Origin of the sequence: Chryseobacterium sp. Leaf394, from assembly GCF_001424105.1 — a bacterium.
In the GTDB taxonomy this organism is placed as follows: Bacteria; Bacteroidota; Bacteroidia; order Flavobacteriales; family Weeksellaceae; genus Chryseobacterium.
On record NZ_LMQH01000011.1, the window covers coordinates 1,812,727 to 1,827,681 of the forward strand.

11 protein-coding genes are annotated in these 14,955 nt (G+C 36.5%); 5 read left to right on the top strand and 6 right to left on the bottom strand.

What is annotated here, in order from left to right; translation table 11 throughout:
• Positions 1-125: 125 nt before the first annotated feature.
• Together ASG21_RS12965 and ASG21_RS12970 are read right to left on the bottom strand one after the other, a co-directional pair.
• Positions 126-830, bottom strand: a complete 705-nt coding sequence (locus tag ASG21_RS12965; protein ID WP_056080772.1) for an SDR family NAD(P)-dependent oxidoreductase — start codon at positions 828-830, stop codon at positions 126-128.
• Between the two features lie 123 nt (positions 831-953).
• Positions 954-2,045, bottom strand: coding sequence for an alkene reductase (locus ASG21_RS12970; RefSeq protein ID WP_056080777.1), 1,092 nt, complete (start codon positions 2,043-2,045; stop codon positions 954-956).
• A 108-nt stretch (positions 2,046-2,153) separates the two neighbouring features.
• Between ASG21_RS12970 and ASG21_RS12975 the strand changes: the two genes are divergently transcribed.
• The 4 genes from ASG21_RS12975 to ASG21_RS12990 all read left to right on the top strand — a co-directional run bounded on the left by ASG21_RS12975 (position 2,154) and on the right by ASG21_RS12990 (position 4,871).
• Positions 2,154-2,567 carry a helix-turn-helix domain-containing protein gene (locus ASG21_RS12975; RefSeq protein WP_056080782.1) on the top strand — a complete coding sequence of 138 codons (414 nt, stop codon included), beginning with the start codon at positions 2,154-2,156 and terminating at the stop codon, positions 2,565-2,567.
• Positions 2,568-2,651: 84 nt separating this feature from the next.
• Positions 2,652-3,206, top strand: a 555-nt coding sequence (locus ASG21_RS12980; RefSeq protein ID WP_206743174.1) for a DUF4433 domain-containing protein, incomplete at its 3' end; no start/stop codon positions are given.
• Positions 3,207-3,244: 38 nt separating this feature from the next.
• On the top strand, positions 3,245-4,285 hold the full coding sequence (locus ASG21_RS12985; protein ID WP_056080789.1) for a macro domain-containing protein: 1,041 nt from the start codon (positions 3,245-3,247) through the stop codon (positions 4,283-4,285).
• Between the two features lie 139 nt (positions 4,286-4,424).
• The gene (locus tag ASG21_RS12990) at positions 4,425-4,871 is read left to right on the top strand and encodes a KTSC domain-containing protein (protein ID WP_056080792.1); all 447 of its coding nucleotides are present in this window, start codon (positions 4,425-4,427) and stop codon (positions 4,869-4,871) included.
• Positions 4,872-5,194: 323 nt separating this feature from the next.
• Here ASG21_RS12990 and ASG21_RS12995 read toward each other — a convergent pair whose 3' ends face one another.
• From ASG21_RS12995 to ASG21_RS13010, 4 genes are all read right to left on the bottom strand, one after another.
• On the bottom strand, positions 5,195-8,383 hold the full coding sequence (locus ASG21_RS12995) for an efflux RND transporter permease subunit (RefSeq protein WP_056080795.1): 3,189 nt from the start codon (positions 8,381-8,383) through the stop codon (positions 5,195-5,197).
• A gap of 7 nt (positions 8,384-8,390) precedes the next feature.
• Positions 8,391-9,452, bottom strand: a complete 1,062-nt coding sequence (locus ASG21_RS13000; protein ID WP_056080799.1) for an efflux RND transporter periplasmic adaptor subunit — start codon at positions 9,450-9,452, stop codon at positions 8,391-8,393.
• Positions 9,453-9,518: 66 nt separating this feature from the next.
• Positions 9,519-10,871 (bottom strand): TolC family protein, encoded by a 1,353-nt coding sequence (locus ASG21_RS13005; RefSeq protein WP_082482423.1) that lies wholly within the window; start codon positions 10,869-10,871, stop codon positions 9,519-9,521.
• Positions 10,872-10,963: 92 nt separating this feature from the next.
• Complete coding sequence (locus ASG21_RS13010) at positions 10,964-11,557, bottom strand: TetR/AcrR family transcriptional regulator (protein ID WP_056080802.1); 594 nt, start codon at positions 11,555-11,557, stop codon at positions 10,964-10,966.
• A gap of 171 nt (positions 11,558-11,728) precedes the next feature.
• Here ASG21_RS13010 and ASG21_RS13015 point away from each other — a divergent pair, with 171 nt between their 5' ends.
• On the top strand, positions 11,729-14,923 hold the full coding sequence (locus ASG21_RS13015; protein WP_056080804.1) for a T9SS type B sorting domain-containing protein: 3,195 nt from the start codon (positions 11,729-11,731) through the stop codon (positions 14,921-14,923).
• The last annotated feature ends 32 nt before the right edge of the window (positions 14,924-14,955 follow it).

Below are 14,955 nucleotides of genomic sequence, written 5' to 3' on the forward strand. Positions count from 1 at the left end.
TTTGAAGTTCACGTAATCCGTCAGTAAACTTAAATTGTATCTAAAAATTTCATCCAAATTATTTTCCCCGTCCCTAAAGGGTGTAATTTCGATGAAATTTTCAAAAGAGAATTTTTCTCAGTAGATTAAGCTAATTCTTTTGCGAAAAACTGTTTGGTATCACCTACCGGAACATCAAACTGATTTTTTTCCAGTGCCAAAAAGAACTCATCCGCAACTTCCGAAGCCGGAATTCCGTTAGCTCCACCGATTTCTGCTGAAAATTCTGTATTGACTAATGGTGGGTAAACTTCATAAATCTGAATATTTTCCCGGTCTTCATAAGTCTTTCTCAGAGCCTGGGTGTAGCTGTGCAGAGCTGCTTTCGTCGCGCCGTAAGTCGGCAACATTTTGTGACTTCCAAAGACTGCAATCGAAGAAATATTGACTACCGCTGAATCTGTTTTCTGAAGCAGATGAGGAAGTAAAAGCTCAGTAAAATGAATGACGCTGAAATAGTTGGTGTTCATTTCGATCGCTGCTTTTTCGTGTGCATTTTGGGTTTCGTTCAGCAAATAGGTAAACGCTGCTCCTGCATTATTGATGATGATGTTGACTTCGGGATGATTGTTTTTTAAATCTTCTGCGATTCTTAATCTGTCTGCCTCAATTGAAAGATCGCCCTGAATAGCTACCGCATTATCCAATTGTTGTACTGCATTCTGAAGACGTTCTTCATTTCTTCCGTTGATAATTATTCTGTTGCCTTCCGCATTCAGTTTTTTTGCGATGGCTAAACCGATTCCGGCACTTCCGCCGCTGATGAAGACTGTATTTCTTTTTGTTTTCATTTTTTTGTTTTGTTTGAATGTTGTGTATTGTGGTTATGGTAGGGTTTGCGACAGGGATTGCAGCGGCATCCTTTTGTGAAACAAAAGATACAGCGGAAAGCCCGGCCGTTCGCCCAAATTATTTTAATTGTTTAGAGTCGGATAATCGGTGTAGCCCTTTTCGCCCGGCGTGTAAAAAGTCGCCTGATCCGGTTGATTGAGTGGCGCATCAGTCTTGAAACGCTCTACCAGATCGGGATTAGATATAAAAGGAGTTCCGAAAGAAACCAAATCTGCATCGCCATCCTGTAACACCTTTGTGGCAGTTTCTTTGTTGAAGCCTCTATTGATAATGATGGTTCCGTTGTAGATTCTACGGAAATGTTTTACGACTTCCTGAATAGCATTTGAATTTCCTGAAACGTCTGTAAAAGGCTCTATCAAATGTAAATATGCCAAATCATAATCATTGAGACGGTTGACTATGTAATTGTAAAGTTCAATGGTTTCGTCATCTACTAAGATTCCCATAATTCCATTGAGAGAAGGGTTTAAACGAAGTCCAACCTTGTTTAAATCTGCAACTTCTTTGATGGCATCGAGAATTTCGAAAAGAATTCTTGCTCTGTTTTCTACCGAACCACCATATTCATCGTTGCGGAGATTGGAATTTTTGCTGAAAAACTGCTGAAGCAGATAACCATTCGCCCCGTGAAGTTCTGCTCCATCAAAACCGGCTTTAAGAGCATTGAGTGCAGACTGCTTGAAATCATTCACGGTCTGTTTGATATCAGCAGTAGTCATCGGTTGAGGCTCTTCGCTCGTCTGAAAACCTGTAGCCGTAAAAATCTGTTGCTGAGGATTGACGTTTGACGGAGCCAAAGGCTTTTGACCGTTGTGCAAATCAGGATGAGAGTATGCGCCTGTATGCCAAAGCTGGGCGAAAATTTTCCCTCCTTCCCGATGAACTGCTTCTGTAGTCAATTTCCAGCCTTCGATTTGTGCTGAACTGTATATTGCGGGAACATTGATGACACCAACTGCTTCCGGACTGATGAAGGTGCCTTCTGTAATAATCAAACCGGCGGAAGCTCTCTGTTGGTAGTACTTTGCTGTAAGTTCGGTCGCTTTATTTTCTGGATTATCTGAACGGCTTCTGGTCATCGGTGCCATCACGATACGGTTTTTCAGATCTAAGTTTTTACTCTTGTAAGCATCAAAAAGAATGTTTTCCATTGTATTTTAAATTTAATTCGGTAAATTTGCTTGCGTTTTGCAAGTACAAATCTATAACATTACTTTCAAAATGCAAGTGTTTTTATTTAATTATTTAAAAATAATTTTATGCCGAGTTCAAAAAAGAGATCAGATTGCCCCATCAGCAGCTCATTAGACGTGTGGGGAGACAAATGGTCACTGCTCATTGTGAGAGATCTGATGTTTAAAAAACAAAGTACTTACGGAGAATTTCTAAAATCTGACGAGAAAATAGCGACCAATATTCTAGCTTCAAGACTTTTAATGCTTGAAGAAAACGGAATCATCAGCAAACAGGATCACCCAAACAGTAAAGCAAAAGTATTATATAAGCTCACAGAAAAAGGCATTAATCTGCTTCCTTTGCTGATAGAAATTAATCTGTGGGCGGAAAAATATTCTGAAATTCCCGAGAGCCAGAAGATGATTTTGAATGAGGTGAAGAAGGATAAGGTTGGTTTTATTGAGGAGAAAATCGGGGAGATGATGAGGGATATTTAGGCATTTATTTTTCGCTGAAAAATTGTAGATTAGCATTAATTCTAAATATTAATGACAGACTTAAATAAATTGTATTTATATCGAATGACCCATATTGAAAATATTCCACATATACTTCAATACGGAATTACACATAAAAATTCTAATAATTATAATAATAATTATGTTCCGATCGGTGATAATTCTATCATTTCAACAAGAAATCATTTTAAACTAAATTCAGGTAAGACGATTGGGGATTACATTCCGTTCTATTTTGCAACCAGAACACCGATGCTTTATGTTATTCAGAAAGGATTTAATGGTGTTTTACCAACAAAGCCTGAGGAAATAATTTATTGTGTGACATCTATACAACAAATTCTAAACTCTGATTTAAATTTCATCTTTACCGATGGACATGCAAATAATCATCTTACATCCGAATTTTCTAAAAATCAAATTAGTAATGCTGAAAATATTTTAGATTTTAACGCAATAAGTTCTAGAGATTGGATTGATGAAAATGATTTAGACAAGAAAAGGAAAAAAGAAGCTGAATTTTTATTGGAGAACGATTTGCCGCTGGACAGTATTTTAGGCTATATTTGTTTTAATAAAAATGCTCAAGAAAAATTAATATCTTTTGGGATTGAAACANAAAAAAATTGTAATCAAACCTCAACATTACTTTTGAAATGATACAGTATAAAATAGGAAATTTATTAGATAGTGATGCAGACGCATTAGTAAATACTGTGAATACCGATGGTGTTATGGGAAAGGGTATAGCTTTGCAATTTAAAAATCAATTTCCGAATAATTACAAGCAATATTTTAAAGCTTGTAAAAATAATGAAATCGGAATTGGTAGGCTTTTCGTTTTTGAAGAGGAAACACTTTTAAAAGGCAAAAAGATTATAATTAATTTCCCTACTAAAACCAGTTGGAGAAAACCTTCAGAATATGTATATATTAAGGAAGGATTAGTTGACTTGGTAAAGATTATAAAAGAAAAAAAAATAAAATCAATAGCTATTCCACCTCTGGGAGCTGGAAACGGTGGTCTTAATTGGAATATTGTCAAAGAAATCCTCCAAACCTATTTACAAAATGTTGATTGTGACATACAAATTTTTGAGCCAAATACAAAAGTTATAGAAGTTTTAAAGAAAGAAAGAACTTCTTTAACTCCAGCTCGCGCAATGCTGTTGTATGTTTTGTTTGATTTGGTGAAAAATGGTGAATTTTTATCAGAATTTTCGGCAGAAAAAGTTGCTTATTTTTTACAAAAATTTGGTGCTAAAAATATTTTTAAATTAGAGTATAAACAAAATTTCTATGGTCCATATTCAGGTAAGGTAAAACATGTTTTATATCATCTTAATGGAAGTTATATCATAGGTTACAGTTCCAAAGATAAAAAACCCTTTGAAGAATTAGGATTAATATTAGATACTGAAAAAGATGTTTTAGAATATCTTAACAAAGATGAAAATTTGGTGTATAAAAAAATTGCTGATAACACAAAAATATTTTTATCTGGATTCTATTCAAATTTCGCTTTAGAACTGTTATCTACTGTTGATTACATTAAAGACACAGAGAATATAAATGACGTTGACGGGATTATTTGTAAAATGGAACAATGGAATAGTAGAAAAATTACTTTATTTTCAACAAAGCCTAATTTCATCAAGATTGCTTTGAAAAATATTAATAGTGCAGCCTATGCGTAAGTTTACATAAGGTGATTTTAAAACCCTTTATTTTCATATTCACACAAAAATTATCACTCAAATAAATTAATAATCAAAAACTTACGGTTTTTAAAATTAAAAAGCCTAATTTTGCACCCCGAAATAAGGATTGTACGTTATGAAAAAAATAGGTGATTACAGAAAACTTCTTGAGGTAGACAATACCGCTACTTTGAAAGATTTAAAAACAGTTTACAGAAATGTGATGAAAGATACGCATCCTGATAAATTTGTGAATAATGAAGAAGGGAAACTGGAAGCGGAAGAAAAAAGCAAATCTGTGATTGAAGCCTATCACTTTTTGGTAAGCATCAACCCTGAAACACAGGAAAAATATAAAGAAGAATACACAGAAACGATTACCACTTCTATCATCACTGATTTTTATCTTGAAAAATCAATCTTGAAAGTTCAGCATTTGAATGGTAAAATGTTTGAATACATCGGAGTTCCGAGAAATACCTACATCAAAATGTTGAACGCTGATTCTCCAAGCCGTTTTGCAAGAAGACATATCTATGGAAATTTCATCTACAGAAAGTCTGGTGAAGTAATGGCGGATTAATCTTTTGATTTAAAAATATACACTAAGCTTTCGGTTGATTCCGGAAGCTTTTTTTTTGACATTTGTAGGTTTCAGTTATTGTAATACGTCAAGATTTCACAAACCTTCACATTCTATTTTTCTTCCCGTAGGGATCTAAACAGAGTTTTTCTAAGATGCTGTGGTGAAAGATTCGAGCCGGGATCCCCGCGGGATGACAAACTTGCAGGTAAGATTCTGATTAGATTTTATTAATTTTCTGCTGCTTCACAGAGAAAAACTTAGACAAAAAAAAGCCGCATCAAAAAAATGATGCGGCTTTCAGGTTAATTAAGATTGTTATATTAATCTACGTGTTTCGGAGTATATCCGTCTTCACTCAGTTCTTTTTCTTCGTAGTCCGCTCTCATTTCAGCATCATAGTCTACCGGTTCTCCTTTACCCATTCTTCTCAATAATGAATCGAAAAGTGAATAAACCACCGGTACGATAATCAATGTCAGGAATAAAGATGAGGTCAAACCACCGATGATTACCCAAGCCAAACCGTTGTTCATCTCCGCTCCTGCTCCTTTTGCAATCGCAATCGGGATCATACCGAAGATCATCGCAATCGTTGTCATTAAGATCGGACGGAGACGCGCGTGGTTAGCCTGAATCAAAGCGTCGTGCGTGTTTGCTCCGGCTGCTTTTCTCATATTGGCGAAATCGACAATCATAATCGCGTTTTTCGCTACCAAACCAATCAACATGATCATCCCCAACATCGTAAAGATGTTTAATGAATTTCCGGTGATGGCCAAAATAACCATAACCCCGATCAATGCCAATGGAATTGAGAACAATACCACAAACGGATAAACGAACGAGTCATACAGTGAAACCATTACCAGATAAACCAATACAATAGCCGCCAGTAAGGCAATTCCTAAAGTACCGAAACCTTCAGTCTGGTTTTCCATGTCACCACTCCAGATGTACGTTACACCGGCTGGTTTTGTTTTTTCGTTATCCATAAACTGAGCAGACCATTCGTTGGCAACATCCCCTACAGGACGACCTACAACTTTAGATTTTACCTTTACGGAAGGCGCTTTATCTCTACGCTCCAGCAAACTTGGTCCTGAACCCATTTTCACATCTGCAAACTGACTCAGTCTGATCTGTTCTCCCGCAGGGTTTGTGAACATTAGGTTTCTTACGTCATCAATCGACTGTCTGTTGGCATCACCAAAACGGATATTGATATCATATTCATATTCTCCGGCTCTGAATTTCCCGTCTGTATTTCCACTGAATGCAGTTTGCATCGTCTGTCCTACACTTGAAAGATTCAAACCTAAAGAAGCCATTTTATCTCTGTCGATATTCACCTGAACTTCCGGGTTTCCAGAGTCGGTTGATAATTCAGCATCCACAGATCCCGGAACTTTTTTAAGTAAGGCTAAAATTCTGTTCGCTTCCTTATTTGCCGTTGCGTTATCCTGAGCTGTTACCACCATTTCGATTGGTGCATTGTCTGCTCCCATTAATCCGATTGGTGCTGTTTTAAATTCAACTCCGGTGAATTTTTCTTCTAAAGCTCTTTTGATTTTTGCTGATTTAATATCTGTGCTTTCGTCACGTTCCGCTTTATCCACCAAAATTACCTGAATTTCCGACTGATACAGGGTTGCCTGTGCACCACCGAAACCTGATGACTGCTGACCTACTGTGGTAATCATGTCTACAACATCTTTATCATTTCTAAGGTATTTTTCAACCTCCAAAGTTAACTGGTTGGTTTTTTCTACAGAAGCATCTTTTGGTAATTCCATCTGAACAAGGAACTGACCTCTGTCCATTTTAGGGAAGAATTCACCTCCGATAAATCCGAATATCACCAACATAAAAGATGAAATCAAAATAATAAAGGTTATTACAACCACCATTATTCTTCTTAATCCCGTTTTCAGCGCCCACTCCAGGATTCCTGAAATCCAGTGCGTGAATTTGTCCAATTGCTTTTCAAACCAAAGAATAAATTTCTCGAAAGGATTTTTTCCTGTAAGATGTACCAGTTTCCCGAATCTTGAAGATAACCAAGGGATAATGGTAAATGAAGCCAATAATGAGAACATAGTCGCAATAACTACGGTGACACAGAATTGCGCAAGGATATCAGAAACTAATCCTGAACTCATCGCAATCGGTAAGAATACCACCACGATTACCATCGTAATTGCTGTTACGGTAAATCCAATTTCTGAAGCTCCATCGTAAGCTGCACGGATTCTGCTTTTTCCCATCTCCATGTGACGGTAAACGTTCTCCAGTACTACAATCGCATCATCCACAAGAATACCTACTACCAGTGAAAGTCCAAGTAAACTCATTAAGTTTAAAGTATATCCCATCAGATACATTCCAATCACCGTTGCAATCAACGATACCGGAATGGAAACCATTACAATGAATGCGTTTCTGATGTTGTGAAGGAATAATAACATTACCACTGCCACCAAGATAATTGCTAAAAACAAATCGAAAATTACGTGATCTGCAGCTTCCAAAGTAAAGTCTGTAGAGTCATCTACAATACTCACTTTTACATCCTGAGCTTTATAGTTGTTCTGAACCTGAGCAATAGTTGACTGAACCAATTCTGAAACTGCCACCGCATTCGCATCAGACTGTTTCTTCACCTGCATCAAAATCGTAGGATTCTGGTTGAATCTTGCTACTTTCTCAATATCTTTCTGAGTATCAAATACTGTTGCGATATCAGATAAACGAACCTGTGCTCCGTTTTTATTGGATACAACCAAGTTGTTCATTTCAGCGATATCTCTGTATTTCCCTGAAAGCCTGATGGTAGATCTTGAAGTTCTTGTCTTCAAAGCTCCCGTAGGGAAATCTAAGTTAGAAGAAAGAATTGCCTGCTGAATATCTCCGATCGAAAGACCGTAACCCTGCATTTTCTTTTCATCTAAACTTACCTGAATTTCTCTTTCCTGTCCACCGACAAGGTCAACCTGAGCCACACCGTTTACACGGGAAAAGATAGGCTCAATTTTTTTATCTAAAAGATCATAAAGCTCTTTGTTATTCAGTTTATTACTGGTAATACTCAACGTCATGATCGGTAAATCATCAAGTGAGAATTTTTGTAATGACGGCGGATCTGCATCCTCCGGTAGGTCTGCCAAAATAGCATTTACCTTTCTCTGAGCATCGTTCAACGCATAGTTTACGTCAGCTCCCGTGTTCAGCTGAACCATAATCACCGATAAACTTTCGTAGGAAGATGATTCTACCTTTTTTACGTTTTCCAAAGAACCTACGGCATCTTCAATCTTACGCGTCACCGAAGTTTCCACCTCAGAAGGCGAAGCTCCCGGATACACCGTAGAAATCGTTACCATATTGGTTTCAAACTTCGGAATCAATTCGTACCCCATCATGGAGTAGCTTAACAAACCTCCCAGCGTCAGAATCGTAAACAATACGATAACGAGGGACGGTCTTTTAATGGATATTTCTGCTAACTTCATTCTTCTGTTACTTTACGATATTGATTTTTGAACCGTTATCAAGGTTGATCTGTCCGCTGGTAATCACCTGCTCGCCACCGTTCAGTCCGCTGATGATCTGTACTTTATCACCATACACTTTACCTGTTTTCACAGTGATCATTTTAGCAGTTCCGTTCTGAACGATAAAGATCTGACCTGAGCTTACACCATTTGCAAAAGCTTCTGCAGGAATTGTAAGCATATTTTGGGTTTCGGCACCGTTGTTCGTTTTAAACAGAGCTGTTCCATACATACCTGCTTTCAGATTTCCTCTGTTTGGAACTTCAATTTCTACAGGGAAATTAAGAGAAGCATCACTTTTTGGAGCGATAAATGTGATTCTTCCGCTGAAAGTTTCGTCAGGTAAGACATTTACATTGATAGAAACTTCCTGACCCAGCTGAATTCTTCCAATCTGGCTTTCATCCACCAAAACTGAAAGTTTTAATGAATTGATATTTACAATTTCAAATAAAGCAGTTCCAGGTGCAACAACAGCTCCCGGCTCTACCATTTTTTTGTTGATAGTACCGCTGATTCCTGCTCTGATGCTGGTATCATCCACTCTAACGCTTTGAGCTCTTACTGCAGCCTGCATATTTTTCAACTGTAATCTTGAATTATCCAGCTGCTGTTTTGTAACACCTCCTGTTTTGAAAGCATTTTCATAACGCTGATTGTCTGCAATAGCATTCTGTAAGTTATTCTGAGCCTGAGTAACGTCTACTTCAATAGCATCTCTTTTAATCGTTGCCAAAACCTGTCCCGCTCCTACTCTGGAACCTTCTTTTACGAAAACGCTTACCACTCTTCCTGAAATATCTGCAGACTGATTCATCTCCTGTTTCGGGATGAAAGTTCCGTTGGCAGAATAATCTGTATCAATGTTTGACCTTGTAGCTGTAATGACATTAACGTTGATTTTGTCAACCTGTTTTGCCACTTCTTTTACTTCAGTTTCCTGTTTCTTTTTGTTGTCGGCAATTTTCCAGGCAGCTAAGCCTACAAGTACAGCAGCGACGATGATATATATTAAAGTTTTTTTCATTTTAATAATGATTATTTTTTAATGTAAATGGAATCTTTTTTTAATAAAAGACTTCACAATAGTTTATTAGGGGTTTTGTAAAGTATTAAGTTCTCCTTTGGCTTTGATTAATTTGATTTCTGCCTGTTTGTAGTCTAATAATGCATTAGCATAATTCTGTTTTGCCTGAGTTAATGCATTTTCAGTATCCAGTACTTCTGTCAATGTTGCCAAACCGTATTGGTAATTTGCCTGTGTATCTTTCTGAACTTTTTCGGCAAGACCAACATTATTCTGCATACTCTCAATGTTGATCAATGAATTTTCCATATTGGTAATTGCATTTTTATAATCAAGACTTAATGAAAGCTGCGTGTTTTCGATATCCAGATCTAAATCGTCGATATCAATCTGCGCCTGAGCAATTTTAGATTTAGTAGCACCACCAGTGAAAATCGGGATGTTGATATTTAAACCAATCGCTGAGAAATCACTCCAGAGTACACCATTCTGCAAACCGTTGGTTAAAGGAAACTTCGCTCCTGTCGCACCCCAACCGTAGTTGGCAACAAGATTAACCGTTGGATACAGATAAGCTTCTGTTGCTTTTTTATTGAAAACCAAAAGTTCTCTGTTTTTCTGAAGCACTTTTACTTCAGAACGACTGTTTAAATCTACATTTGAAGCAAGAAGTTCCGGTCTTGGATCAATTGATTTTTCTTCAAGGGTAATTTCAGTTTCAATTGGAATTCCCATGTAGAATTTCAATGAATTTTTAGAAAGCTCAACACTGTTGATCAAAGTCTGTTTGTTGGAACCGATATTGGTCAGTTGAACATTGGTTCTGTCTAAATCTATCTGTTTTGCCAAACCGTTATCTACTAAGCTCTTGATAACATTTCTTACTTTTTCGGTATTTGCGTAGCTTTGGTTTACTGTTTCAAGATTTTCTTCCTGCACAAAAACCTGATAATAGGCTGTTGCAACATTTTCAATCAACTGCTCGTTGGTTAACTGAGCATTAAGAATATAAAATTCTCTCGTCGATTTTGCTGCTTTCAAACCTGTGAAAACTCTCTGATCAAAAATAGCCTGCTGAACCTGTGCAGTTGAAGTGGTTTGCCAAGGCTGTCCCAGTTTAGCGCGGATTCTTTCACCACCAAATTCCAGTAACGATTCCTGGATAATCGGATTGTAAGTAAGACCTGACGTAATGCTGATCTGCGGTAACGCTCCGGCTCTCGCCTCGGCTATCTTGTATTCAGCTTTTTTAATCTGCAAAGCTGCTTTTTTGGCTTCTGCTTTATTTTGCAAAGCCTGCTTAATGGCTTCCTGCAAAGATACCTGTTGCTGTGCAAAGGCAGATGTAGAGCCGAAAATCATAAATGCTGCAGCTATCCCAATTTTTAGCTTTTTTGCAGTTATAAGTTTTCTATTCATAATTTATTACTTCGTTTATTTTTTGTTTTCTTTGTTAAAATCTTTATTCCTAAAGGACGGGTGAAATTTTAAAATACTTTAATCTTTTTTAATTATTTCTTAAATAGGATATTCAGAATGATGTCTTTCCGGTCCGCAATCAAAAGATCGAATTCTTTTTCGTCGAGCATCATATTTTCCAGAAACAACGGGCGCACCGCACTTGGAAATATGAGAAGTGAAATCATATTGAGTACAAACTGTACCGGTGCCATTTTTTCAATATTTCCCAGTTCCATTTCTGCTTCAATCTCGCTGTACATCTTTTTTAAATCTTTCTCTTCCACATCTCTTTTATGACAGCTTCCTTTGTTGATTTGGGAAACGATATAGGTTTCCAGATATGGATATTTCAGGCTTGTCTGAAGGCTTCCGTCGATAAAATTGGCAATTTTCTCTTTGAAGGGAAGATCTGAATTCATGATTAGCTCAGATTTTTCTTTTTCAACTTTATGCGCTTCATCAAAAATAATCTGGATCAAATTATCTCTCGATCTGAAATAGTAGTTGATTAAGGTTCTGTTGACACCCGCCTCATCCGCAATCTCCTGTGTAGTTGCGTTAAATTTCCCCTGCACGAAGAATAAATTCTTTGCAGTATCCTTGATTAATTCCTGGGTTTGGTCTTTCTTTTCTTGTTTTGACATTTTTGTTAAACAATTTTGTGCAAATATATATCAAACAATTGTTTTGACAAAATTGTTAAACAAAATAATTGATATGATAATAATCATTTAACGCAGCAGTATCACGTATTAATGATTTATTAATTTCTTTATAGCCTTTGTTTAATTATATTTGCGAAAAACTTTTTAACGATGAAAAAAATATTGGTAACATTTATGCTGGTAATCTCATTTGCCCTGAATGCGCAATGTAATAATTGTGCTAAAAATTTTGGTGGATGGATTTACGACGACACAGTTGGAATGAAAAAGACGAATGATGGTTTTTTGTTTGTTTATCATTACGATGACTCGTACACCTATTCAAAATTGCGAAAATATGATTTCAACTGTAATCTTCTGTGGGAAAAAACAGAAGTGATACACTCACTTACTGTAGATGACTATGGAAACATATATACGCTTGGAACTGACGGGTATCACATGAATTATGTTAATAAATTAACTAAATATAATTCTAACGGAACCATGATATGGCAAAAGCAATTTACTGGTGAAGTTGGAAGGCTGGCGAAAAATATTTTGATTCATCAAAACACGCTTATTGTTACAGGCGTTTACAGATACAATTTAAGTTTTGGTACAATAAACTTTATAAACAATAGCGGACTTACATCTCCTTATGCCCGAGGATTTCTTGCAAAATATGATACCGATGGGAATTTTTTTAATGCAATCCAATTGGGACAAAACATTGAGCTATTTAAAGATACTGCAATTGATAATAATGGGAATATTTATGTATCAAAAGTTGATGCTAATTTTACGTTCAGCAAAATCGAAAAATATGATTCTAACCTGCAATTGATACTATCTAAAGAAATTTCAAATAATACAGGAGTATATTGGGCTTATTGCCCAACTAATTTACATTATAATAAATTAAACAATAAGATGTATGTTTATGGTAGCTTCTCAATTGCCACTAAAATAGACAATGTAAATTTTTCTACAGGAAATCCAAACAACGGTATCATACAAAGTATAATTTCGGAATTTGATGTTAATACTTTAAATATGACACGATACTTACAGTATTATAATAATTCAATGCTGCAAATTCCTCACGAACATAATAATAACCCACACACTTTAAATAACGTATATTTTACAGAATCTAGTGATTATCTTTATGGTTTCGGTAGCTTTTCTAAAGATATGACTTTAGGAAACACAACTATTTCCTCATCAAGCTCTACATATGCAGGATACACTTATCATCATGAAGATTTGGTTTTATTTAGAATTAACCTTCTCACATTTCAACCTGAAGTTTTGTTTAAATCCAATTCGGCAACCCAACCATTTCAAACATGGGTGCCAAATGCTGCAGACGAAATCTTTATACACAATAACGAGGTTTATGTTTCTGCAAATTTTTCAGCCAAACCGATCGAAATGAATGGTTCATTAATAACTAATAATAGTGGTAATGGAAATACTGATGTATTATTTTATAAATATACCGGTAATTCTCAAAATTCAGTTTCTTCAAATTCACCAGTGTGTCCAAGTAAAAATATTTTACTGAATGCTACTGGAGGAACTACTTACAGCTGGACAGGTCCAAATGGATTTACCTCAAATCAACAAAATCCTGTAATTTCTAATGCTAATATTTCCAGCAATGGAATATATTACTGCACAATTTCTGGTTCAACTACAGGATGCAATGGTACTTTTCCTGTAAACGTAATTGTTGGAGACAATCTTGCTCCCGTTCCTAATCAGGCGACTTTACCTACGGTGACAGGAGATTGCAACACGACGATTTCCAATTTCCCGACAGCTACAGACAACTGCGCAGGAACAATTACTGCAACCACAACAGATCCTTTGTCATATTATACACCAGGAACTTATACTATTCATTGGTCATACAACGACGGAAACGGAAATATTTCCACTCAAAATCAAAATGTAACTGTCAGTTTGCCTGCAGCTCCAACGACAATCAATACACAGCAGGTTTTTTGTGCAAGCGATCAGCCAACTTTGTCAGACGTGCAAATCAGCGGACAAAATGTTGTCTGGACAGATGTCACAGGAACTGTAATTATCGCAAACGATCCTCCTCTCGTCAATGGAGAAACCTATTATGCGTACTCTACTGTTAACGGTTGCCAAAGTAACACAATTTCGATTCAGGTTACCGTAAACAACACACCTCTTCCTACTGCAAATACAAATCAGGATTTCTGTGCTTCCGCAAATCCAACACTGGCAAATCTTATCGTCAACGGAACAGCTTTAATTTTTTATGATGCTGCAGGAAACGTTTTACCTCTTACTATTCCACTCATCAATGGTCAGATTTATTATGTAACTCAGACGCTCAATGCCTGTAAATCAGATAAGCTTGCGATTACGGTTACACTCTCTCAGAATAATGTTCCTGCAACAAATTACAGAGAGACCTTATGCAACGTTACGACTGCGATGATGATGACTGTCAATCTCAATTCGTACCAATCTAATATGATTGCGAATCCTGCGAATTATATTTTCACTTACACCAATCAGGCCGGAAACCCAATTTTAAATCCTTCATCTTATATTTTAAATCCTGGTTCAAATATTATTAATGTTAAAGTAGCAACAGCCGATGGTTGTTTTAAAAATGTAATTCTTGAATTGGTTTTAAATCCTAAACCTTCCGTCACGCTTCCCGAAGATTTTCATATCTGCGAGGGAAAATCTGTCGTACTTGACGCAGGAAGTGGTTTTGTAACCTACCTGTGGAATACCGGAGCAACTACTCAGACCATCACTGTTTCAACGGCAGGAACTTACTCTGTGAAAGTCACCAACAGTTTTGGATGTGAAAATACAGACAACATTGTGTTGAGTTATTCTACTCTTTCACAGATTACAGCTGTAAATATTACAGGCAATACTGCGGCGGTGATAGTTTCTCCGTCAGGAATTTATGAATATTCTCTAGACAATGCTTCATGGCAGGATTCCAATATTTTCACACAACTGGAAATGGGTGAATATACAGTATATGTAAGAACGAAAGACGGCTGTTTTATCGGACAGAAACCTTTTTCCATTTTTAATATTCCGAATGCGATCAGCCCCAATGGCGATAATGTGAATGACATTTGGAAAATTGCAGGACTTCAAAATTATAAAGGCTCAGAAGTAAGCGTTTACGACAGAAAAGGAGCCTTGGTTTTCAGACAGATTATCAATAAAACACCTTTGGAGTGGAATGGAAAGATCAATGGAGCACCGGTTCCTACAGGAAATTACTGGTACACGATTAAAGTTTCAGACGGCAGGAATTACAGCGGATGGCTTTTGATTAAAAACAGAAATTAATTTTAAATTCTAAACAAAACGGGCCGTTTCAT